25 protein-coding genes are annotated in these 23,092 nt (G+C 44.1%); 10 read left to right on the forward strand and 15 right to left on the reverse strand.

Features of this window, described 5'->3' with window-relative positions; translation table 11 throughout:
- Positions 1-192 precede the first annotated feature (192 nt).
- Positions 193-1,317 (forward strand): flagellin, encoded by a 1,125-nt coding sequence (locus tag ACWPOD_RS18900; RefSeq protein WP_167426814.1) that lies wholly within the window; start codon positions 193-195, stop codon positions 1,315-1,317.
- An 80-nt stretch (positions 1,318-1,397) separates the two neighbouring features.
- Here the strand turns inward: ACWPOD_RS18900 and crr are convergent, their stop codons facing one another.
- The 5 genes from crr to cysZ all read right to left on the reverse strand — a co-directional run bounded on the left by crr (position 1,398) and on the right by cysZ (position 6,328).
- Positions 1,398-1,907, reverse strand: a complete 510-nt coding sequence (crr, locus tag ACWPOD_RS18905; RefSeq protein WP_005382041.1) for a PTS glucose transporter subunit IIA — start codon at positions 1,905-1,907, stop codon at positions 1,398-1,400.
- Between the two features lie 121 nt (positions 1,908-2,028).
- Positions 2,029-3,753, reverse strand: coding sequence for a phosphoenolpyruvate-protein phosphotransferase PtsI (gene ptsI, locus ACWPOD_RS18910; protein WP_005393100.1), 1,725 nt, complete (start codon positions 3,751-3,753; stop codon positions 2,029-2,031).
- A gap of 140 nt (positions 3,754-3,893) precedes the next feature.
- Positions 3,894-4,151 (reverse strand): HPr family phosphocarrier protein, encoded by a 258-nt coding sequence (locus ACWPOD_RS18915; protein WP_005382043.1) that lies wholly within the window; start codon positions 4,149-4,151, stop codon positions 3,894-3,896.
- A 300-nt stretch (positions 4,152-4,451) separates the two neighbouring features.
- Positions 4,452-5,420 (reverse strand): cysteine synthase A, encoded by a 969-nt coding sequence (cysK, locus tag ACWPOD_RS18920; RefSeq protein WP_005382045.1) that lies wholly within the window; start codon positions 5,418-5,420, stop codon positions 4,452-4,454.
- Between the two features lie 164 nt (positions 5,421-5,584).
- Positions 5,585-6,328 (reverse strand): sulfate transporter CysZ, encoded by a 744-nt coding sequence (cysZ, locus tag ACWPOD_RS18925; protein WP_031780324.1) that lies wholly within the window; start codon positions 6,326-6,328, stop codon positions 5,585-5,587.
- Between the two features lie 251 nt (positions 6,329-6,579).
- Between cysZ and zipA the strand changes: the two genes are divergently transcribed.
- From zipA to ACWPOD_RS18940, 3 genes are all read left to right on the forward strand, one after another.
- Positions 6,580-7,536 carry a cell division protein ZipA gene (zipA, locus tag ACWPOD_RS18930; RefSeq protein WP_167426813.1) on the forward strand — a complete coding sequence of 319 codons (957 nt, stop codon included), beginning with the start codon at positions 6,580-6,582 and terminating at the stop codon, positions 7,534-7,536.
- 90 nt (positions 7,537-7,626) lie between these two features.
- Entirely contained in the window at positions 7,627-9,639 is a 2,013-nt protein-coding gene (gene ligA / locus ACWPOD_RS18935) for an NAD-dependent DNA ligase LigA (protein ID WP_041852978.1), read from the forward strand.
- A 509-nt stretch (positions 9,640-10,148) separates the two neighbouring features.
- A complete protein-coding gene (locus ACWPOD_RS18940; RefSeq protein WP_006742721.1) occupies positions 10,149-11,558 on the forward strand; it encodes an OprD family porin in 1,410 nt (469 codons plus the stop codon).
- A 339-nt stretch (positions 11,559-11,897) separates the two neighbouring features.
- Here the strand turns inward: ACWPOD_RS18940 and ACWPOD_RS18945 are convergent, their stop codons facing one another.
- From ACWPOD_RS18945 to ACWPOD_RS18970, 6 genes are all read right to left on the reverse strand, one after another.
- Positions 11,898-12,077 (reverse strand): hypothetical protein, encoded by a 180-nt coding sequence (locus tag ACWPOD_RS18945; protein WP_074191004.1) that lies wholly within the window; start codon positions 12,075-12,077, stop codon positions 11,898-11,900.
- A 325-nt stretch (positions 12,078-12,402) separates the two neighbouring features.
- On the reverse strand, positions 12,403-12,864 hold the full coding sequence (locus ACWPOD_RS18950) for an NfeD family protein (protein ID WP_053807089.1): 462 nt from the start codon (positions 12,862-12,864) through the stop codon (positions 12,403-12,405).
- A 3-nt stretch (positions 12,865-12,867) separates the two neighbouring features.
- Positions 12,868-13,785 carry an SPFH domain-containing protein gene (locus ACWPOD_RS18955; protein ID WP_005393087.1) on the reverse strand — a complete coding sequence of 306 codons (918 nt, stop codon included), beginning with the start codon at positions 13,783-13,785 and terminating at the stop codon, positions 12,868-12,870.
- Between the two features lie 155 nt (positions 13,786-13,940).
- Positions 13,941-14,795 (reverse strand): co-chaperone YbbN, encoded by an 855-nt coding sequence (locus tag ACWPOD_RS18960; RefSeq protein WP_048626123.1) that lies wholly within the window; start codon positions 14,793-14,795, stop codon positions 13,941-13,943.
- A gap of 479 nt (positions 14,796-15,274) precedes the next feature.
- Positions 15,275-16,102 carry an SDR family oxidoreductase gene (locus ACWPOD_RS18965; protein WP_047009542.1) on the reverse strand — a complete coding sequence of 276 codons (828 nt, stop codon included), beginning with the start codon at positions 16,100-16,102 and terminating at the stop codon, positions 15,275-15,277.
- A 40-nt stretch (positions 16,103-16,142) separates the two neighbouring features.
- Positions 16,143-17,057, reverse strand: coding sequence for a TIGR01777 family oxidoreductase (locus tag ACWPOD_RS18970; protein WP_065645456.1), 915 nt, complete (start codon positions 17,055-17,057; stop codon positions 16,143-16,145).
- A 252-nt stretch (positions 17,058-17,309) separates the two neighbouring features.
- On the opposite strand from ACWPOD_RS18970, the gene ACWPOD_RS18975 reads away from it, so the two are divergent.
- The 6 genes from ACWPOD_RS18975 (at position 17,310) to yfcE (ending at position 20,545) form a co-directional block, all read left to right on the forward strand.
- A complete protein-coding gene (locus tag ACWPOD_RS18975) occupies positions 17,310-18,044 on the forward strand; it encodes a DUF1538 domain-containing protein (protein ID WP_046874270.1) in 735 nt (244 codons plus the stop codon).
- Complete coding sequence (locus tag ACWPOD_RS18980) at positions 18,041-18,832, forward strand: DUF1538 domain-containing protein (RefSeq protein ID WP_046874269.1); 792 nt, start codon at positions 18,041-18,043, stop codon at positions 18,830-18,832. The genes ACWPOD_RS18975 and ACWPOD_RS18980 overlap by 4 nt, the downstream gene beginning before the upstream one ends.
- Positions 18,822-19,172: a P-II family nitrogen regulator gene (locus ACWPOD_RS18985; RefSeq protein ID WP_005393077.1), complete on the forward strand. Its 351-nt coding sequence runs from the start codon at positions 18,822-18,824 to the stop codon at positions 19,170-19,172. The genes ACWPOD_RS18980 and ACWPOD_RS18985 overlap by 11 nt, the downstream gene beginning before the upstream one ends.
- Positions 19,169-19,576, forward strand: a complete 408-nt coding sequence (locus ACWPOD_RS18990) for a CBS domain-containing protein (protein ID WP_005393075.1) — start codon at positions 19,169-19,171, stop codon at positions 19,574-19,576. Before ACWPOD_RS18985 ends, ACWPOD_RS18990 begins: the two co-directional genes overlap by 4 nt.
- A gap of 149 nt (positions 19,577-19,725) precedes the next feature.
- Positions 19,726-19,935 (forward strand): hypothetical protein, encoded by a 210-nt coding sequence (locus ACWPOD_RS18995; protein WP_176320262.1) that lies wholly within the window; start codon positions 19,726-19,728, stop codon positions 19,933-19,935.
- A gap of 64 nt (positions 19,936-19,999) precedes the next feature.
- The gene (yfcE, locus tag ACWPOD_RS19000) at positions 20,000-20,545 is read left to right on the forward strand and encodes a phosphodiesterase (RefSeq protein ID WP_104974381.1); all 546 of its coding nucleotides are present in this window, start codon (positions 20,000-20,002) and stop codon (positions 20,543-20,545) included.
- Positions 20,546-20,584: 39 nt separating this feature from the next.
- On the opposite strand, the gene ACWPOD_RS19005 is transcribed toward yfcE, so the two are convergent.
- From ACWPOD_RS19005 to ACWPOD_RS19020, 4 genes are read right to left on the reverse strand one after another with little or no spacing between them, the layout of a single operon-like run.
- A complete protein-coding gene (locus tag ACWPOD_RS19005) occupies positions 20,585-20,863 on the reverse strand; it encodes a SelT/SelW/SelH family protein (RefSeq protein ID WP_005382088.1) in 279 nt (92 codons plus the stop codon).
- A gap of 21 nt (positions 20,864-20,884) precedes the next feature.
- On the reverse strand, positions 20,885-21,640 hold the full coding sequence (locus tag ACWPOD_RS19010) for a sulfite exporter TauE/SafE family protein (RefSeq protein WP_301610262.1): 756 nt from the start codon (positions 21,638-21,640) through the stop codon (positions 20,885-20,887).
- Positions 21,641-21,686: 46 nt separating this feature from the next.
- Positions 21,687-22,202, reverse strand: a complete 516-nt coding sequence (gene toxS, locus ACWPOD_RS19015) for a transmembrane regulator ToxS (RefSeq protein WP_005393067.1) — start codon at positions 22,200-22,202, stop codon at positions 21,687-21,689.
- Between the two features lie 10 nt (positions 22,203-22,212).
- Positions 22,213-23,091 (reverse strand): transcriptional regulator, encoded by an 879-nt coding sequence (locus ACWPOD_RS19020; protein ID WP_005393065.1) that lies wholly within the window; start codon positions 23,089-23,091, stop codon positions 22,213-22,215.
- Position 23,092 lies beyond the last annotated feature (1 nt).

Consider the following 23,092-nt stretch of genomic DNA (forward strand, 5'->3'; position numbering starts at 1 on the left):
TCTATCGCAAGCGTCAAGCTCAATCCTTGCGCAAGCGAAACAAGCGCCAAACTCAGCGCTAAGTCTGCTAGGTTAATCACCTTAATAAGACAAGATACAAAAGCCAGGCTCATCCCTGGCTTTTTTGCTTATCGGCTATAACGTTTAGATGCGTCCCAACAGGATGTTCGACAAGGCACTCATATCGATTAGATGGTCTCTTTAAATACCAATGTTGCCGCGATGGTGGCGCAGAGACACTTGAGTCAAGCAGCAGCGCAAAACGTCGAATCACAACGCAACCTGACTTCTGGTTTTCGAATTAACTCGGCGAGTGATGATGCGGCAGGTTTACAGATATCCAATACTCTCCATGTGCAAACGAGAGGGCTTGATGTCGCCTTAAGAAATGCGCACGATGCTTATTCGGTCGCGCAAACCGCGGAAGGCGCGTTACATGAGAGCAGTGATATTTTGCAACGGTTACGCTCTCTAGGGCTTCAAGCGGCAAATGGTAGTAACGATACCAGTGACCGACAAAGCATCCAATACGAGGTCGTAGCGCTGCAGGATGAGCTTGATCGTGTCGCGATCACGACAACATTTGCGGATAAAAACCTGTTTGATGGATCTTACGGTTCACAAAGTTTCCATATTGGAGCGAACGCTAATTCAATCTCTTTGACGTTACGTAATATGCGTAGCCATATCCCAGAGATGGGAGGGCAGCATTATGTTGGTGATGCGGTCGATAAAGATTGGCGAGTCACTAAAGATAACCAAACTCTAAAAGTAGAATACCAAGACAGTAAAGGGCAAACCCAAACGGAATCCATTGGGCTCAAATTGGGTGATCGCATAGAACAGGTCGCCACTTACATCAATGCTCAACAATCGGTAGTGAGTGCCTCAGTAACGGAAAACAATGAACTGCAATTCTTTGCCTCTACGATGAATACGCCAGAAGGAGTGGAGTTAGAAGGCAGTTTAGCGGATGAGCTTGATCTAAGCACTGGTCAATTAGTCACAATGGATGACATCGATATGTCGACGGCAGGTAAGGCGCAGCTTTCAATTGGGGTGATTGATGCAGCAATTAAGTACGTTGATTCGCACCGAAGTGAAATTGGCAGCTTTCAGAACCGTGTAAATGGCTCGGTGGATAACTTAAATACTGTGAATCGGAGTGTTACAGAATCCAATAGTCGAATAAGAGATACAGACTTCGCAAGAGAATCTACGGAAATGGTACGTTCTCAAGTGCTCCAAGATGCGACAACTGCGTTATTGGCTCAGGCAAAGCAAAGGCCGAGTTCGGCACTTGGTCTACTCAGTTGAATCCGGTAAGAAAGTATAAACTTCAGGTAATAAAAAACGCTGCCAATGGCAGCGTTTTTTCGTGTTCGGCTAAGTAAAAATTACTTAGTTACACGTAGAACTGGAGTTTCACCAACAGTCACAGAACCAGAAAGCTTGTTCAGCTCTTTGATTTCGTCCATGTTAGAGATAACAACTGGAGTTAGCGTTGACTTCGCTTTCTCTTCTAGAAGAGCTAGATCGAATTCAATTACAGTGTCGCCAGCTTTAACAGTTTGACCTTCTTCAGCGATACGCGTGAAGCCTTCGCCTTTTAGTTCAACTGTGTCGATACCGAAGTGAACGAAAAGCTCAACACCGTCGTCAGACTCGATAGAGAATGCGTGGTTAGTTTCGAAGATCTTACCGATAGTACCGTTTACAGGAGCTACCATTTTGTTGCCTGCTGGCTTGATAGCAATACCGTCACCAACGATTTTCTCAGCGAAAACAACATCTGGCACGTCTTCGATGTTTACAATCTCACCAGAAAGTGGCGCGATGATTTCGATAGCACCAGCGTCAGCGCTGTCATCAGATACAAGCTTCTTAAGTTTGTCAAACAGACCCATTGTGTCATGCTCCTAAGGTTTGGTTTTATTCTGTCGAATTATAGTATACCAATATAGCGCATTAGACGACTTTTTTCGCCGTCTAATGGCCATTAAGTATTGAATTACTTGGTACTACCGATTACTGAGCTTTCTCAGCAATAAACTTTTCTACCACTGCTTCGATTTCTGCAGCTGTTGGTAAAGAAAGGGCTTCTTCAGCCATTGCTTTCACTTCTGCGAAGTTAGAGTTACGAACTACTTTCTTCACTTTAGGGATTGAAATGCCGCTCATTGAGAACTCGTCCAGACCCATACCTAGAAGTAGAAGCGTTGCACGCTCGTCACCTGCAAGTTCACCACACATACCAGTCCATTTACCTTCTGCGTGAGAAGCGTCGATAACTTGCTTGATCACGGTTAGTACTGCTGGTGATAGTGGGTTGTAAAGATGAGAGATCATCTCGTTACCACGGTCTACCGCTAGCGTGTACTGAGTTAGGTCGTTTGTACCGATAGAGAAGAAAGATACTTCTTTCGCTAAGTGGTGTGCGATCGCTGCGGCAGCAGGAGTTTCAACCATAACACCGATTTCGATGTTTTCGTCGAATGCGTGGCCTTCAGCGCGTAGCTCTTCTTTGTACTCTTCGATCGCTTTCTTAAGCTCACGGATTTCTTCGACAGAGATGATCATTGGGAACATGATACGCAGTTTACCGTGTGCAGACGCACGTAGGATGCCACGTAGCTGATCACGAAGGATTTCACGACGATCCAGGCTGATACGTACAGCGCGCCAGCCTAGGAATGGGTTCATCTCTTTTGGAAGATCCATGTATGGGAGATCTTTATCGCCGCCGATATCCATAGTACGGATGATCACAGCTTGACCGTTCATTGCTTCTGCAACTTCTTTGTACGCTTGGTACTGTTCTTCTTCAGTTGGTAGCGCAGTACGGTCCATAAATAGGAATTCAGTACGGTACAGACCAACACCTTCACCGCCGTTACGGAGGATACCGTCACAGTCTTTCACTGTACCGATGTTACCGCAAACTTCTACACGGTGACCGTCAGTCGTTTCTGCGTGCAGGTCTTTCAGTTTCGCTAGCTCTTCTTTTTCAGCTAGGAATGCCGCTTTAACCGCTTTCGCTTCTTCTAGTTCAGCTTCTGATGGGTTAACAACAATCTTGTTGTTCATCGCGTCAAGAATCAGCATATCGCCATTCTTAACTTTTTTCGTGATGTCGTTAGTACCAACGATAGCTGGAAGCTCAAGAGAGCGAGCCATGATTGAAGTGTGAGATGTACGACCGCCGATATCACAAGCAAAACCAAGTACGTAGTCTAGGTTAATTTGTGCCGTTTCAGATGGCGTTAGGTCGTAAGCAACTAGGATAACTTCTTCATTGATGTCGCTAAGCGAAACAATGTTGATACCCAGTGCGTTTTTCACAAAACGAGAACCGATATCGCGGATGTCAGTTGCACGTTCTTTTAGGTATTCGTCATCTAGTGACTCAAGAGCACATGCTTGCTCTTCGATAACTGAGTGGATAGCGTGATCCGCTGTCATCTTGTCGTTTTTGATAAGTGCTAGGATCTCTTCTTCTAGCTCTTCGTCTTCAAGAAGCATAATGTGACCTTCAAAGATCGCTTCTTTTTCTTCACCAAACGTTTCAAGCGCTTTTTGCTTGATAGTTTCTAGCTGAGCTGCAGATTTGTTACGAGCGTCGAAGAAACGCTGAACTTCAGCTTCTACTTGATCGTCAGAAATAGTGTTTGTGTTTAGGACAATTTCATCTTCTTGAAGTAGTAGTGCTTTACCGATTGCAATACCAGGAGATGCTAGGATGCCTGAAATCATAGCCTTACCTTAAGTTTGGTCAACTTTATAAAACGGGAGAATAATGGGTGCGCTAACGAATAGTTTTAGCTTAGTTTTGAGCCTATTTCCAACGAAGCCATTTTGCTTTCACAAAATGGCTTCTGGAGTAGGAGACCGGATTAGTGTAGTTGGTCCATTAGAGCAACTAGGTGGTCAACTGCTTGCTGAGCTTGTGGGCCTTCAGCAGAAATAGTTACTTGAGTACCTTTTACTAGGCCTAGTGTTTGTAGTTTGAATAGGCTCTTAGCGCTAGCGCTTTTACCGTTAGAAGTCACAGTGATGTCTGCGTCGAATGCTTTTGCTTCTTTAACAAACTGTGCAGCTGGACGAGTGTGAAGGCCGTTTTCTGCTGTGATTTCTACTTGCTTCTCGTACATGTGATATACCCCAATAAATGTATTTTTTTGTTAGTTTGTGACTAGATTTTAGCTTAACTGCTTTACATCTTGTGCGCTAGCACGGGAAGAGTTCAAAGCGCGTCAGTTCTGATACTAGTCAAAAGTTTGGTAACTACGCAACTGTTTGCGTGCGTAATCACTTTGAAACCTTTTTGTGTTCTGCTTCTTTATTTTGAAGCTAGAAATAAAACACCCTGATATTACCAAAGGTAGGGCAGGGATCAACAAAAAAGCCCCTAAACGGGGCTTTTTTAAACTAAAAATTGATTTGAACACATATTATTGTTGGTTCTCTTTTTCGGTAAAGATACCTGCAAAGAGTGCTGTACTTAGGTAACGCTCACCTGAACTTGGTAGAACGGTTACAATTGTTTTTCCTTCAAATTCAGGGAGTTCTGCAAGTCGGTTGGCTGCAACAACAGCCGCGCCAGATGAGATGCCAGCTAGGATACCCTCTTCTTCCATTAGGCGACGAGCCATCTCAATCGCTTCTTCTGAGGTGACTTGCTCAACACGGTCAATAATGTCTAAATCGAGGTTACCTGGGATAAAACCAGCACCGATACCTTGGATTTTGTGCGGAGCAGGTTGGATTTCTTCTCCAGCAAGTGCTTGTGCAATAACTGGAGACTCTGCTGGCTCAACTGCGACAGAAGTGATGGCTTTGCCTTTTTCACCTTTGATGTAACGGCTTGTACCTGTGATAGTACCGCCCGTACCTACACCAGCAACGAATACGTCGATTTCACCGTCTGTCGCTTCCCAAATCTCAGGGCCCGTAGTCTTTTCGTGGATCTCTGGGTTCGCAGGGTTGTCAAATTGTTGAAGAAGTAGGTACTTCTCAGGGTTGCTTGCTACGATTTCTTCTGCTTTAGCAATCGCCCCTTTCATGCCTTTCGCCGCTTCAGTCAGCTCAAGGTTAGCGCCCAGTGCTTTAAGTAGCTTACGGCGTTCTAGGCTCATTGATTCAGGCATGGTCAATGTTAGCTTGTAACCGCGAGCGGCCGCTACGAATGCTAGAGCAACACCTGTGTTACCACTGGTAGGTTCTACAAGCTCTACACCTGGCTTAAGAAGCCCCGCTTTCTCTGCTTCCCAAATCATGTTTGCACCGATACGGCACTTAACACTGAAGCTAGGGTTACGCGCTTCAATTTTCGCGAGAACTTTGCCTTTGCTCACTTTGTTTAGACGAACGAGAGGTGTATTACCGATAGTAAGAGAGTTATCTTCGTAGATTTTGCTCATAGTGATGTTCCTTCATTACACGTTGTGTGAATATGGATAGAAGAATATGCGGTATGAAAAAAAGGGAAAAGGATTAAAAAGTTATATCTTATTAGGTTGGCCCAGAACTTCATAAAAGAAAAGGGAAAAGCTGGCGCTGATCCCTTTCCTTAATCTCTAATCGACTATCGTTGGTGCTTAAACTCCGCGACCCACATAGCGGTTGCACCACATATTGCTACAGGCATGACAATGAGGTTCAAAATTGGGATCGTCGTAAACACAGACACCAATACCCCAAAGCCATAGGCCTTACCTTGCTTTTGTTTCAATTTGTAACGCATGTCGTTAAATGGGATTTTATGGTTATCAAACGGGTAGTCACAATATTGAATCGCGAGCATCCAGGCGGTAAAGATAAACCATAAAAATGGGCCTACTGTTTGTCCAAGGGCAGGGATGAGCAATAACAGGAATAGGCCTATTGCTTTAGGTAAAATGTAAAGGAGCTTTCTCCACTCACGAGCTAAAACGCGAGGAACATCTTTCAGGACGGCAGTGAAACCATCATCATTTACTTTTTGTCCCGTTAAGTACTCTTCCACTTTTTCAGCTAAGAGGCCATTGAATGGCGCGGCGATAAAGTTCGCGAGCGTGCTGAAAAAATAGGAGAAGGTAGCGAGTATCGTTAGAGCGAGTAAAGGCCAAAGAATGTAAGTTAACCAGGATAAAAACTCAGGCAGCTGCCCAATCCAGTCTTCGATCCATATATTAAGGTTTGAAAATAGATAGAAGATGGCACCACCCACAAGCAAGATATTTGCAAGTAGAGGTAAGATGACAAAGCGTCTGATTTTAGGGGCAAGTGCCAATTGTATCCCGTATAGAAAATAACCGAATCCGGTTCTCTGCTGATTGTTTTGCTTCATGTCTATTTTGGCTTCGTGTAAATGAAAACTCATTGTACCTGTGAGGGCTTTTCTTTCAATGCCCTGACAAATGACGTCTTGTTAAGTGGAATCGTGGCAAGAATCACAACAAAAAACGGAACTTCTTGCATTAAGTTGTTCTAAATCTACATATAGTTTTGGTAAAGTAAACGTATCATTCAGATTTATTGCACTTGGGTTGCTGCTCAAGGAACTGCGAGTAGTAAAAACAAGTATATTGAGAGTAAATAATGCAGGAATTGCGATTCGTACTCATTGTTGTTGGCGCATTAGCCATCGCGGCATTGCTGTTTCATGGTTTGTGGAGCAGTAAAAAAGAAGGCAAAGCAAAGTTTGGTAACAAGCCGCTTGGTAAGCTGGATGTTGACCAAGGGGACAAAAATGATCTTGTCGAGAAAGAACGAGACTTCGCTCCCGCTCCTGAAGATGACTTTGAGATCATTCGTAAAGATCGCAAAGAACCAGATTTTGGGATGGCGAGTTCTTTCGACAACAAATTTGAATCTGACCCGCTATTCGGTGGCCCATCTGAAGTAACACAGACACAGCAGGAGCCAGATGACATCCCTTCATTTGTTGCAGAAAAAGATAAAGAAGAGGACGTTGAGCCTGTTGTTCAAGCACCAGTAGTTGAAGAGCCACTCCAGCCTGCTGTGGAAGAAGAAGCTATTCCCGCCGCGTTTGATATTGCTGAGAAAGAACAGCAAGTCGAATCGGTTAGTGAGCCTGTCGTTGCAGAGCCTAAGGAAGAGCCAAAGCCAGAACCTGAAATGCAAGTGATTGTATTGAATGTGCACTGCGCGGGTGAAGAGCCATTTGTTGGTACTGCTTTATTTGAAAGTATGCAACAAAACGGCTTAATTTACGGCGAGATGGATATTTTCCACCGTCATGTCGACTTGTCCGGTAACGGCAAAGTGCTGTTTAGCGTCGCTAATATGATGCACCCTGGTACGTTTGAGCATGCTGATCCTGCTGAGTTTACAACGAAGGGGATTTCATTCTTCATGACATTGCCTTGTTATGGCGAGGCTGAACAGAACTTCAACTTAATGCTCCGAACTGCGCAGCAAATTGCTGATGATTTAGGTGGCAACGTTCTTGATGACCAGCGTAACTTAATGACACCAGACCGTTTAGCGTCTTATCGACGTCAAATAGTTGAGTTTAATGCCGCTAACGCATAATCTTAACAGCAAATAATAATAGGGCTCCGGATGGAGCCCTTTTTCTTGGATTTCCCAACCTCACCGATTGAAAATACACGGGGCTTTACTATGTCTGAATCAGTACTTCAGCGATTAGAAGAACTAAAAGAGTCGTTGCATTACCACGCTGTGCGTTACTACGTGGAAGATAACCCAGAGATCCCTGATGCCGAGTACGACCGCTTAATGCGAGAGCTCCTGGATATTGAAGCTGAGAACCCTGATTTAATTACCGTAGATTCACCAAGTCAACGTGTCGGTGGACAACCTCTCTCTGCGTTTAGCCAAGTGACACATGAAGTACCGATGCTTTCGCTTGATAATGCGTTTGATGACAGCGAACTTGATAGTTTCCATAAGCGAGCACAAGAGCGGGTGGGCAGTCAGAGTGTGAAAGAATACTGTTGTGAGCCGAAACTGGATGGACTCGCAGTTAGTTTACTGTATGAGAACGGTGTGTTAGTTCAGGCGGCAACACGAGGCGATGGCACTACTGGCGAGAACATCACAGAAAATGTACGTACGATTAAAGCCATTCCTTTAAAACTCAGGGGTAATGACTGGCCAAATCGTCTTGAAGTTCGTGGTGAAGTCTTTATGCCGAAAGCTGGGTTTGAAAAGCTCAATGAATTAGCAAGGAAGAAAGGCGAGAAAATCTTTGTTAATCCACGTAATGCTGCGGCAGGTAGCTTACGACAATTGGATTCACGCATTACTGCTTCTCGTCCCCTTAGCTTCTATGCATACAGTGTAGGCGTGGTGCAAGGCGCGGAATTGGCGGCAAGTCACTACGAACGCTTCTTGCAAATTAAATCTTGGGGATTACCAATGTGCCCGGAGACCAAGCGAGTTGAAAGTTTGGCGGATGTAAAAGCTTACTACCAAGATATCTTGCAGCGTCGTGATGCCCTTCCTTATGAGATCGATGGTGTCGTCATTAAAATTGACGATATTGCCGTGCAAGAGCGTCTTGGATTTGTTGCTCGCGCTCCACGTTGGGCGATTGCCTACAAATTCCCGGCTCAGGAAGAAATGACGACGTTGAATGAGGTGGAATTCCAAGTCGGTCGTACTGGTGCGATTACACCTGTTGCTAAACTAGAGCCTGTATTTGTTGGCGGGGTAACGGTAAGTAATGCGACGCTTCATAACGCAGATGAGATAGAACGTCTGCAAGTTAAGATCGGTGATCACGTTGTGATTCGTCGAGCGGGTGACGTTATTCCTCAAGTTGTTTCTGTCATCAAAGAGCGTCGACCAGAAACAGCGCGAGATATTATTTTTCCAACTCAGTGTCCTGTTTGTGGTTCGCATGTTGAACGAATCGAAGGAGAGGCGGTAACACGTTGTACGGGTGGCTTAGTTTGCCAAGCTCAACGTAAACAAGCGCTAAAGCACTTTGTGTCTCGTAAAGCGTTAGACGTTGACGGTCTAGGCGATAAAGTGATCGAGCAACTTGTTGACCGTGAGATGGTGAAAACTCCTGCTGACTTATTTAAGTTATCTGCGGGGATTTTAACGGTATTAGATCGCATGGGGCCAAAGTCTGCGCAGAACATTGTGAATGCGTTAGAAAAATCCAAAGAAACAACGTTACCTCGCTTTTTGTATTCGCTGGGGATTCGTGAAGTTGGCGAGGCAACCGCCGCAAACCTAGCAATGCACTTTAAAACGTTGGAAGCCATCCAAAATGCTAATGAAGAGCAGTTAATTGAAGTGCAAGACATCGGTGCTGTGGTTGCTCAACATATTACGACTTTCTTCAGTGAAGAGCAGAACCAAGCGGTGGTTAAAGATTTGCTTGAACAAGGGATCCACTGGCCAGAGATTAATACTACTGAGCAGGTAGGAGAGCTACCGTTAGAAGGTAAAACAGTCGTATTGACAGGAACACTTTCTCAATTAGGTCGCACAGAGGCTAAAGAAGCCCTCCAATCCCTAGGTGCAAAAGTGACAGGTAGTGTTTCTAAGAAAACGGATATTTTGTTTGCTGGTGAAAATGCAGGTTCGAAGCTGGCAAAGGCACAAGAACTGGGTATCGAGATCAAAACAGAACAAGACTTACTCGAGTTGATGAATTAAGTCTCATCAAAAAAGCTAAAAAATAACTAAAAGCCCGACATGCTTACCATGTCGGGCTTTTTCTCGCCCATAATTAAGTGCTTTTTTATTGAGTTTTTATGCTTTTTATCTTTTCAGTGATCAAGATCTCCCATTGAATTATTAAGGTTTTTTACTTCTTTAGTCTGCGAGTGACTTCAAGTTGGAATTCTAGGGTGTGATTTAAGTTATTGATATTTAATGTTTAACTGTCTTTTCGTGTTAGTGTTGTTAAAAGTAAGATCTGGATCAACAACTTATATGGAACTTTGGACTGGCTCATATTTTTTTAGAAAAAAAATAAGTTCCGTTTGGATGTTTTTAGCTGCGAAGTTAGTCTTAATCACGTGGATACACGGTGTGTATGCAGGAACTAAAAAAAGCCAAATTAGAAATAATGAGGTTTGATCAGGAATTTACTTCTCTCCTTCGGCGGCCAACTAAAGGTGAGATAGAAAAATACAGCTATATCCATTTTTAGGAGTTTTTCCATGGACAAATTTTTTAAGGTTTCAGCGTTAACCGCAGCAATGTTTGGTGTTGTTGCTGTTGCTCCAGCTACAGCGTCTACTGAAAGTGCAGCAGGTGGCGAGTACGTAGAGAAAGTGAACGAATTTATGCAAGACTCTAGTCTTAATGCATTATTTCTAGTTGATACTCGTTCTCGTACTCGTACAACAGGTAAGCCTGGCGGTGAAAACGGTGACCGTTGGAGTCGTCTAAACTACTCTTCTTACAACGCAATTTTAGACTTTACTTCTGGCTACCACGATGGTTGGGTTGGTGCAGATGTTGCGGCTTACTATTCTGGCGACCTTTACAACGATAGCCTTTACAATTCAAACGAAGGCTACCTATGTAACGAAATTTCAACTTGTAACAACCTAGACTGGGGTGCAGGTGATGGTCAACAGCTTAAAGTTTACAAAGCAGCACTGAAGTTCAAAGCAAACGAAAGCTTCAACGCGCGCTTTGGTATGCTACAAGCGGGTGGTAACGGTACTATTGGTAACGTTTGGAGTTTCGTACCTGGTACTTACCGTGGTTTCGAACTGAACGCTAAACTAGGTGATTTCAACCTAAGCTACTTTGGTGCAGACCAATTTACAGCACCTTGGCTACTTCACGAAGATGACTACGCGCCAGCGCTTTGGTCTGACACGTCATGGAGCTACCTACACTCTCTAGGTCTAAACGGCAACCTAACTGACAGCTTGTTTATGCAACTTGGTTTGGGTCAAGCTACTGGCGTTCAATATGCAAATGGTATCGACTGGGGTGCAGGTCAAGTAACTAGCTACCATAACGAAACTGACAACACTTCTTACAAGGCTTACTTGAAGTACACTGTGAGTGACCGTACAACTCTAGCATTTGATTTCTACGGTGTTGACGATGATGTGAAATACGATGGTCTAGGTTTCCACACTGGTCTATCTTTGAATCAATCTTTCGGCAAGCTAGCTTGGATGTCTGAGCTACGCTACACAGACACAGACAACCGTGCTGACTTCGTTCCACGTACAATTCATACTTACGGTATGAACAACGGTACTTGGTCTCAGTGGTGGGATGCACTGTCTGACTGGAACAAAGCGGGTGAGCTAGCGTGGTACAACCGTCTATCTTACAACCAAGGTAACGGCTGGAACTACTACCTAGGCTTTGGTTACGGTACTGGAGCTGATTCTGCAGCAAGCGGTGCATCAGGTGACTGGGATTACGAAAGTGAATACGCAGTTAACGCGACAGTATCTTACTCTCTACAGAGTGGTGCACTGAAAGGTTCTACGATCCGTCTACACGGTACAATCCTAGAGCGTGATGAGTACGCTGGTGCTGGTGATGCGGATGAAACAGACCTACGTCTACAAGTTCTTATCCCTTACAGCTTCCACTAATACTTAGTGAGATGATAAAAAGGAGCCGCTAGGCTCCTTTTTTTATTTTACTTCTCGACCATCATATATTTTGCAATATAACGGCGGTAGCATATGCACGTTACCGTTTGGTAACTCACACTTTATCTCTGGGGCTAGCGTACGGCCACCTGAAGCACCATTAGCATGAGTAGTTAATGGAGCTAGGGCAAAACATGCTAACAATAGTCCAGCTAAAAATTTCATAATCATCACCTTAATGTAGACATTGAATATCTACTTGCTTGGATAAATAATGACTTTACTGAAAAGTAAGGTATCAATAGTTTCTTAATATTGAACTAACTACTGACTTCTATATTAGTTCCATTCCCCGCCTCTAAATCGACACATTTCACTTGGAATATTAGTGACATCACCACTGGGCAATTTACATTCGACTATCGGTCCTAAATTAGTTGTACCACCATTTCCGTTGGTGTAGGCAAAGGAAGAAAAAGAAAAGATACCGCATAACATTAAAAAGAGAAGTTTCTTCATAGTACATCCTCTTACTTACCAAATAAAAAGCATTCAACTTAAATGCTTATGCGTTAAGTATGTATGGGGGGGCAAAAAGATCAAAAAATAATTCAATAAAGTTTTATTTTTTAAAATAAATTTAGAAAGATAATTTATATCGATATATTTCTATCTTATTGATTATCGTATGATGAAGAATTAAATAATTGGAAGAAGAGGGTAGGATATTAATAATATTTCTGCTACTTATTTTTTGTTCGATTTTAATTAAATCAATGAAATGAAAGCGGTTGTTTAGATTAAAGTAATGGAGCATAGTTATGCCCCATTACTTTGGCATAAATTACTTAGAATCAGGCTCAATGATTAAAATAATACCATCGATATCTTTTATTTTAACGCGCGTTCCTGCTGGAAGTGCTTGATCCGACTGTGCCGACCACGTGGTATCGGCAACCTTGATACGATTGAGCCCAACAGAAAAGTCCTCTTCAATGGTAAGTGTGCGTCCGATTAACTGCTTATACTTTTGGTTCAGATCTCTTTCTTGGTCTTCTTTCTTGTCTTGAGACCATTGTCGTCGCCACCATAACCAAGTGGTGATTAAGCTGAAACTTGCAAAGCAAAGCCATTGTAATTGCCAGCTCATTGGCAAAACGGTCATTAGGGCCCCAACGATAAGTGCAGAAACTCCGAGCCAGAGAAAATATCCCGCCGTCCCAAGTAGCTCTACCGCTAGAAGTGCAAAACCGAAGGCTAGCCAATGCCAGAAAGAGATACCTTCCAGCAAACTGAAAAAGTCCATAAGTTATTCTTTATCTTGTTGTTTAAACATCTCTGCTATCCCTGCAACCGAGCCCATTAGTCCGGTCGCTTCTAATGGAAGCATAATGATTTTGCCGTTTTCGGCTTGACCAATGCTTTTGATCGCTTCGGTATAGCCCTGAGCAATGAAGTAATTGACGGCTTGCATATCGCCTTTGGCAATCGCTTCAGAAACCATATAAGTCGCTTTTGCTTCTGCTTGTGCGGCGCGTTCACGAGCTTCAGCATGGAGAATAGCAGACTGCTTTTCGCCCTCAGCTTTTAATATCTCCGATTGCTTATGACCTTCAGCCTTTAAAATTTCAGCTTGGCGTACCCCTTCTGCTTCGAGAATCTCCGCTCGTTTATTTCGCTCGGCTTTCATTTGAGCATTCATCGCTGCCGTTAGATCGGATGGTGGCTGGACATCTTTTATTTCAATTCGCGTGACTTTTACACCCCACGGGTTGGTGGCTTGGTCAACAATTGCCAGCAGCTTGGAGTTGATCATGTCACGCTGACTCAGCATTTCGTCCAACTCCATTGAGCCTAAAACGGTACGGATATTGGTGAGAGTTAAATTTCTAATGGCATGTTCCAAATCGTTGACTTCATAAGCCGCTTTGGCAGCATCGATGACTTGAACAAATCCGACCGCATCAATAACCACGTTGGCGTTGTCTTTTGAAATAACTTCTTGCGCTGGAATATCAAGAACGCGCTCCATCATGTTGACTTTTTGCCCTATCTTATCAACAAATGGGATGATCAAGTTTAAGCCGGGTTTTAGCGTATGGGTGTAGCGTCCGAAGCGTTCGACTGTCCAGTTATTTCCTTGTGGCACCGTCTTAATGGCTGAAGATAAGATAACTACAGCAAGAACGACGAAAATACCGATGGTAATCAGTGAATCAATTGGCATGAGTTATTCCCTTAAGTGCATAATGTCCGATTCATTTTTACCTATTTATAGACAATAGACAATTGAAGTTCTGAGAACCTTAAGAGGTTATTGGTTTTTTATATAACAAAGGCCGGAATATCCGGCCTTTAGTTGAAGTTTCGCTTTTCAGCGAGTTAGTACAGAATCGAATACAGCTGACGGCGATATTTGCTTGCTAATGCGTTGCCTTGACCTAGCGCGCTGAGAATATCCATAAAAGTCTTCTTCACTTCACCGTCTTGGGCGCCCAAGTCTTTTTTAAGAATATTCCACAGCAGTTCCAGCGCTTCTTCATCACGACCCACTTGGTTGTACTGTACCGCCAATTCACAAGCGAGTTCGAAGTTTGCCATGTCTGCTGCGTATGCTTGTTCTAGTCGTTGTAACTCAGGGCTATCTGCAGCCTGCAAATGCAGCTCGAGCTTGGCTATTAGACTCTTGTAGTAGTTATCTTGATACTCAAGAGGGATAGCATTCAATAGCTCTTGGGCGACATCAAATTGTTTGGTTTCTAATAAACAATCTGCCATCGCGAGTTTCACATCGCCACGCTCTTGCAGTTCTGGCGGCAAAGTGTGGATGATGCTTAAAGCCTGAGCATGCTCACCTTGCTGAAGAAGTTCACTGACTTGCTTTAATAGCTGTTCATCTGGGCTTGGCAAATGCTTTTGTAGCATGGTTGCAATGGCATCAATTGGCTGAGGGCCACCCAATCCATCGACGGCTTGACCATTTATAAACAGCGCGATAGTTGGCAATACTTGCACACCAAATTGAGACGCTAGAGCCGGCTGATCTTCACAATTTAATAAAGCAAGCGTAAATGCACCGTTGTACTGTTGAGCAAGAGATTGCAACTCAGGGAGTATCTGTGCGCTTTCTGGTTGAGCATTGGCCCAAAAGTGGATCAGAACGGGCGTGTTCATTGATCCTTCAAGAGTTTCGCGAAAGTTCTGTTCTGTTATCTCAACGATAAATGGGGATTGCATCAGAGTATCCTTGCTTTGTGTCTTGTCGTTGATAATAGATATGGAGTTGATTTAAGGGAAATTCAAGCGATGGTTGCTAATCGTCATCAATAATGAATCATTCTATTTTGTGAAAGGATGCGGTAAGAGAATGGTGTTACTGCTGAATAGGTGTAAGGCAAAAAGAAAACGCTGCCGAAGCAGCGCAGTTCTAATGCTATTTGTTAGTGCGGTATCAAAATAGGATGAACATGGTCAACACTACACCCACACTAAGCCAGTTAAGCTGATTTAATGTCATTGTTGCCTCGCAGTAGTAAAAACATTGCTACAAAACGTAATGGGTGGCGATACCAAATCTAAGCAACTCATTCACTTTAGGTTGAATAGTGCTCACTGAATTGCGTAGAAATTGATTCGTTTGCTTGAGGTTTTTTTAACCTACATGCTCATAATGACATCACATTGTTACGATGAAATTACATTGTGACAAAACTTTTTTATGCAGCTTGTCGCAAAATTTTATCAAGCACACGGGTTGGTAATAACCTTTTCAAGATTGCGAATAATTTAGTCGGCGTAGTAATTCGATAGCGAATTTTAGGTGAAGCGCTAGTTAATGCATGAAGAACAGGTGCGACGCAGGACTCTGCAGGTAAAACAAATCGATTATTAGATTTGTCTTTGTTGAGTCGCTCTCTTTGTCCTTCATAGGCGAGGCGGTGAGGGCTGGATTCAATATCAATCCACTTCTCGAAGGCTTTTAATGCATTGTTTCTAAATTGAGTTTCGATAGGCCCAGGTTCTATCAATGCCACTTTGATATTCGTATCCGCAAGCTCTAGCCGTAGTGTGTCAGTCCAGCCTTCTAGGGCAAACTTTGACGCATTGTAGGCGCCGCGGTATTTCATTGCAGCAAAGCCAAGAACAGAACTGTTTTGTATTATCCGTCCTTCGCCTTGTATGCGCATGTGAGGAAGCACTTCTCTGACTAACTGGTGCCAACCAAAAAAGTTGGTCTGAAATTGAGCTTGAAGAGCCTCGGTGGGCAAGTCTTCCAATGCACCGGGCTGGCCATAGGCACCATTATTGAACACGGCATAAAGCTTACCCTCTGCTAGCTCTAATGCTTGCTTCACGCCCGAAGAAATACTTTCAGGGCTGTTTAGGTCTAGCTTGATGCAGGTTAGCCCTTCATTAATTAGACGTTGGACATCTTGCTCTTTCCTACAAGATGCTATGACATGAAATCCCTCGTTTTGCAGGGCGTGAGCGCACACGTAACCGATACCGGTTGAGCAACCCGTAATAAGAATCGACTTTTTCATAAATTAAGCCTCAAGAAACATTGAATGAGGTCATCATTCATCAGCTCCGGTCATGAAGCAAGTGCTTGAGTGCTGGCTCTATTCTGGAGTAGCTAAATTTGAAGCCAAGTTCGGTGAGCTTTTTGGGTTTTGCTCTCATGCTATCGAACAATAAGCAGGAAGATTCACCCATTAGGAGTTCCATTGCCCATTTAGGCGTGAACAAGATATGTGGTCGTTTGAGCGTTTTTGCCAACGTGCCGCTAAAGATACGGTTAGTCACAGGGTGAGGTGCGCACATATTGAACGCACCGTGGGCATGTGGTGTTTCAAGCAAGTACATGATGGCGCGGACCATATCCAGAATGTGAATCCAAGGCATGTACTGGTTACCGTTCCCGAGCGGGCCGCCTACGCCAAGTTTGTAAGGTAAGAGCATTTTCGCCAACGCACCGCCATTAAGGCCGAGCACCACGCCAGTTCGCAATAGACAAACACGTGTTTGTTCAGACTCTGCGCGTTTGGCTATTTGCTCCCACTTTGCACAAACCTCGTGAGGAAAGTCTTCACTGTTAACATGCAGGCACTCATCAAACGGGTGGTCTTGTTGATCGCCATAGTAACCAACGGCCGAGCCACTAATAAAAACAGCGGGAGGTTCTGTGCTGGCGTGGATCAGCTCAACGATTTGTTCGGTAATTTTCCAGCGACTTTTGCAGATTTTTTCTTTCTGCTCACTGGTCCATCTTTTATCTGCGATAGGCTCACCCGCAAGATTAATTATGGCATCAATGTGATTGAGATCGGCGAATGACTCAAGCGAGTTAAGGTATTCGATATTACCCAAATCAGCGTGTTGGAGGCGTTGTTTTGCATGCTCTGGAGAGCGTGTAAGTAGCATAACTTGGTGAGTGGATAGCAGCTTGAGCAACTCCGAACCAATAAACCCAGTGCCACCTGTGAGTAATATCTTCATGTTATCTCTTTGAATGTACACGTATTAGAACATTATAGTCGTTTTGTGCTGAGCTTGATCATCTCACGACTATTATTTCTAGGATAGTGGCAAGCCTGTAGCGAGGCTACTGACTTCACATATTGAAAAAATGTAACTAAATGTTATGCATGGCGCTAATTCGTTCACGGTAGGAGAACTAAATCTATGCCAGACTAAAAACATCGCTAACGGAACAAGCGTAATCAGTTTGCACCATCAAGGAGGATAGGTATGGAAGCATTTGTTGCTCTTTTTCGAGCGCTCCTTAATAGTGCTCGCGATCTGCTACCCATCGTTGTTGTTATCACTTTTTTTCAATTAGTTGTTTTGCAAGAGCCACTTCCTAATCTCATCTCCATTCTTTTTGGCTTATTGCTTGTGGTTTTAGGGTTAACGTTTTTTATTTTTGGTCTAGAGCTTGGTCTTTTTCCTATCGGAGAGAGTATGGCTCAAGCCTTTGCAAAAAAAGGCAGCGTATTCTGGTTGTTAGTTTTTGCGTTTTGTCTAGGCTTTGGCACCACGATCGCCGAGCCTGCATTAACGGCCGTAGCAGAAGAAGCATCAGAAGTTGCGGCAGAAGGAGGGATGATCACAAACTCAGAGCAATCGATGCAGGATTATGGACAAGGGCTACGAGTAACGGTGGCACTTTCTGTGGGGATCGCCATCGTTATTGGCGTTCTGCGCATCTTAAAAGGGTGGCCAATTCATTACATGATCATCGGCGGCTACGTCGGCGTTGTAGTCCTGACGTGGTTTGCACCGGAAGCCATTATTGGCGTTGCTTATGATTCTGGAGGTGTGACGACGTCGACTATCACCGTGCCTTTGGTCACTGCACTAGGGGTTGGTTTAGCATCGGCGATTAAAGGGCGCAACCCCATGGTGGATGGTTTTGGTTTAATCGCTTTTGCCTCGCTACTACCGATGATGTTTGTGATGGTTTACGGAATGGTCGTAACATGATTTCAATTGAACATTTCCTAGACACTTTATTATCGACCGTTCGAGATGTCATTCCCATCGCCAGCATTATTTTTGGTTTTCAGTTAGCGGTGTTAAGGCGTCCAGTTAACAACCTTAAGAAGGTTTTGCTTGGGTTTGTTTATGTGATTCTTGGGCTCGCTCTTTTTTTGCTCGGATTAGAAATGGCTCTGTTTCCGCTCGGAGAGACCATGGCCGTGCAACTGACGGCGCCGGAATTTTTACAAGAGTTTAAAGTCTCTGTGGGAAAAGCCTTAGTGTGGGTCGACTACTATTGGGTGTATACCTTCGCCTTTTTTATCGGTTTTAGTACCACGATTGCTGAGCCTTCTCTAATCGCTGTAGCGATAAAAGCAAACCAAGTTTCTGGTGGCAGTATCAGTATTAATGGTTTACGCGTGGCCGTTGCATTTGGGGTGGCCATTGGCATCGCGCTAGGGAGCTATCGGATTGTTGTCGGTGACCCTATTCACTATTACATCATTGCGGGTTACATAGTGGTTGTGATTCAAACGTTTTATGCGCCAAAGCTTATTGTTCCGCTCGCCTACGATTCTGGAGGCGTCACGACTTCTACTGTCACTGTTCCGCTTGTAACCGCATTAGGGCTGGGGCTTGCTTCTACCGTCCCAGGAAGAAACCCAATGATTGATGGCTTTGGCTTGATCGCTTTTGCCAGTCTGTTTCCTATGATCTCTGTGATGGGCTATGCGCAAATAACCCAATGGCTGAATAAAGATGTCTCGGAGGACGAAGAAAATGCGCTTTAAATTGATACTTGCGTTTGTTGAAGACAGCAAAACAGACAAGGTACTGGACGCTGCTCGCGAAGCTGGCGCGACTGGTGCGACAGTGATTAATAACGCTCGTGGACAAGGCTTAAATCAAAAGCGAACGTTTTTTGGCTTAACGCTGGAAGTACAAAAAGATGTGCTGCTGTTTGTCGTTGAGGAGCACCTTTCTCGACACATATTAGAAACCATCAATGAAGTTGGTGAGTTCGACCGAGAGTCGGGGCAGGGCATTGCTATTCAGATCGATATTGAGGATGCAGTCGGTGTCGCGCATCAAGTAGAGACGTTGACCAAAGTGGTCGAGGATGAGTTATGAGCAGTCAAACGATAATTAGAGTTCGAGATGTAATGGCGGCTACTTATGTCATGGTTGATGGGCTAATGACAGTTTATGAAGGCATAACGTTGGCTAAAAAATACCAAGTCAAAGCGCTGGTGGTGAAAAAGCGAGATGACAACGATGAATATGGCATCGTCTTGATGAATGATATCGCCAAAAAGGTGCTGGCGAATAATCGCTCTCCACAGCGCACGAATATTTATGAAATCATGACCAAGCCCGCTTTGTGTGTCGACCCTGATATGAATGTGAAATATTGTGCGCGCCTATTTGAACGATTTGGCATTAGCCGAGCTCCGGTCATTGAAGATGGGGAGGTCATTGGCATGGTGAGTTATAACAATATTGTCATCAATGGCATGGTGCGAGAAGAAGTGTAATGGGTTGATATAAATGAAAAATCAACGCATTTTTTCTCAAGTCAGCGACTGTTACAAAGAACTAAAATATTTAATATATGTTAGGTTGCATATGTGTTAGTTCACCATTATTCTTTGCGCCCTAAGTCTATTGTCGAGGAATTTGTATCATGCCTTTAGTCTCTTGCCCTGTGTGTGAGAAACAAATCTCAAAGCGCGCTCACGCATGTCCAGGATGCGGAGAGCCAGACCCGCTGAACCACCTAGCTAAGTCAAAATTTATGTCGATGGTGTTTTGGATACTGGTGTTGGTTGGAACTGCGTATGCAGCATGGTTCTATATTTTGCCTATGGTCATTGAATCATTGCGCTATCAGTAGTCGTTGGTTGAGCTGTCATAAAAATGCCGTAGAATGACCTCGTACTTTGTGAGGAGACGATGTCGTGAAACTATTTTTTGCCTCAGATCTGCATGGCTCTTTGCCAGCAACTAAAGAAACTATTGAGCTATTTTTAGCCTCTGGTGCGGAGCACCTGATTTTGTTGGGGGATACGCTAAACCACGGGCCAAGAAACCCGATTCCAGAAGGTTACAACCCACCGCAGGTGGCGGAGCTACTGAACCAATACAGTGATCAAATTATTTCTGTGCGTGGTAACTGCGATAGTGAAGTGGACCAAATGCTATTGAAGTTTCCAATGATGATGGATTACTCGTGGGTGCTACTTGAATCTGGTAAGAGAATCTTTTTGACTCATGGTCACTTGTACAACTCTGAAAAACGGCCGCCACTGCGTGAAGGTGATATCATCGCCCACGGTCATACGCATGTTCCTGTCGCAGAGATGCAAGATGGGGTCATTATTTTTAACCCAGGCTCGATGACATTTCCACGTAATGGTTTACCAAGAAGCTTTGGTACTTTAGAAGACAATACGCTAACGGTAAAAACGCCAGAAGGCGAAGTATTAGCACAAACCATGATTTAACGGTTTTACTTAGTAAAAATATAGGGAGCGAATTGCTCCCTATTTTGTGTCTGAATGTCCTAAATCGCGTTCTGGGTCGATAATGTCTCTTACGCGCTGTTTTAGCACCTTTGCTTCAGGAAAGCCGCTGTCTTTTTTCCGTTCCCAAATTTGCTGGCCATTGCAGAAAATTTCGAAGCGACCACCCGTATCTGGGTGTAAGCTGATCGTTTCTATTTCTTCGCTAAAAGTATGCAGTAGTTCTTGCGATAGCCAAGTTGAACGCAACATCCAGTTGCATTGGCGGCAGTAATAAATATCAATGATCGCTTTATCCATGAAACTTTCCTTTTAATCGGTTTAAACTAGCAACTTGATGCCCACGGCAAACGTGAGAATTTCGAATGCAATTTTAATCACTCGGTTGCTGTATCGAGTCGCGGCCCATGCGCCTAAACTGCCGCCTAGAAATGAGCTTAACAATAAAATAGGCAACCAAGCCCAATGTATCGGAGCGCCAGCTTGGACGACGGCAATGCCTCCAATGCCATTCCAAAACAGGCCGACACAAATCATGGTGTAAGCAACGGCTTGTTTATAGTTATACCCAAACCAGCGAACTAAAAATAGTGTCACGAGTAAACCAGAACCTGCGGTCAGCGACCCGTTGATGATACCGATGAGCATTAGTCCGACACCGCCGATGACCCAACCGATTGGGTGACGGTTACGTATTATTTCTTCTTGGCCTAACGATTTCTTAAACCGTGAATAGATGCCGAGCGCGAGAATCATGCTCCCTAGCATTTTTTCCGCCATACCATCAGGTATTTGGACAATTAAATACGCCCCTAAGACTACGCCAATGCTGCCAGAGACTATAAGGTAGAGCGCGACCTTCCATTTAATTGTGCCTGCTTTTAAGTGTGTGCTTGCTGCCCCTAAGCCTAAAGCGACGGAAGCCACTTTATGTGTCCCCAGCGCAACCGAGAATGGCAAGCCGAGAAAGATGAGCAAAGGGAATTGAAGTAAGCCTGCACCGCCGCCAGAAAGCGAAGCCAGAGTATTGGCGATAAGTGAGCCGAAAAAGAGGGTGAGGGTATCTAGCCAATCCATAAGCAAAATAAAGGGGGCGTCTTGCCCCCTTATCATCAAATCAAAGTTAGTTTTTAAACAGCACCGAAGAACCGTGGTTCAAGCTAGTGAGCAATAGCGTTTTTTCGTTCACGACATCAATACGGCGACTTTGCTCAGCATCAAGCTTAAAGATTTGAGTGATCAAACGTAGCTGTGCTTCGGAGAAGTCTTTTGATTGAGAAGATGAAATATCTTTAAACTCAGAAGGCGAAACCAACAAATAGTTGTCACTTACTTCCCAGCGCCCTTTTTCCGAGATATTAATCGTGGATTCTGCCGTTGAACCTTGAGCGAATAGTTTGATATTCGCTACGCGAATATAGTCCCCATTAGGGAGATATTTCACATTTGATTCAACATTAACACGACGCAGTGGGCCGACAGGATCGTCAGGCAAGCTGTCTGTAATGACCGTCACCATGGTTGACTGCCACTCATTGGCAGTGAGGACCTGTTCCACTTTTAGGTCGCTACCCCAATATAACCAACCACTGAAAAGAACGGATACGGCCAAAACCGCAGATGCTAATTTTATCTTCATTCTGGCCTCCTTATTTACAGATATCGGTTGGGTCATTTTGACCAGCGAAAATACGCAATGTCACGTTCTCATATGAATGTTGACTGTCATGAATGTAGTTCAGAATCAGCTGATTGTTCTGGCCACCTGTAGCAATCACTTCTACCGGCATTGAATCTTCTGCATGGTATTTTACGTAGCGTTCAATGCACTGCTCAATGGACGGCAACCAACTATTGATTTGCGGGTGGTTCACTGGCGTCATCACAGGTACATTTTGATACTCACCAATCTGACGGAATTGGGATTCTGCAGGATTGGTGAATAGCAATACACAAATAGGAAGCAGTAGAGACAAAAGAACGATCATACGCGGCAGCCAGTTATTAGTGTTAGCTGCTGGTTTTGGCTGTGCCTTAGGTAGTTCTACTTGAGGCTCTACTTCAGTCGTGGTGTCTGCCGCCGCTTCTGTTGACGGCGCGTCACTTGTTTCTATTTCCGCAGCGTGCGCTTCATTTTCAGAAGTGGCTTCTTCAACGTCAGTATTAGAGTCAGCAGATAATGGGCTTAAGCGTTCCACTGAACAAATGAGTTGATAACCGCGTTTAGGAACCGTTTTAACAAACTCTGGAGATTTTGTTGAGTCCTTCAACATCTTACGCAGAGTAGAGATCGCTTGAGTCAGGCTTGAGTCATCCACCTCAAAACCTTGCTCACGCCAAACAAACTCGTGAAGCTCGTTACGGGTTAAAACTTCGTTTGGTCTCTCTGCCAACATCAGAAGTATACGGCTTTCGTTGCTTCCTAATCGTACAACGTCGTTGCCGTTTTGTTGGTCAGCGAGCGAATTACTATTTGGATCAAAGGTGAACCTTTGAGCAAGTAGAAATTTGGTGCCGATGTTAGTCATT

It is taken from the genome of Vibrio sp. JZG120 (genome assembly GCF_053890955.1).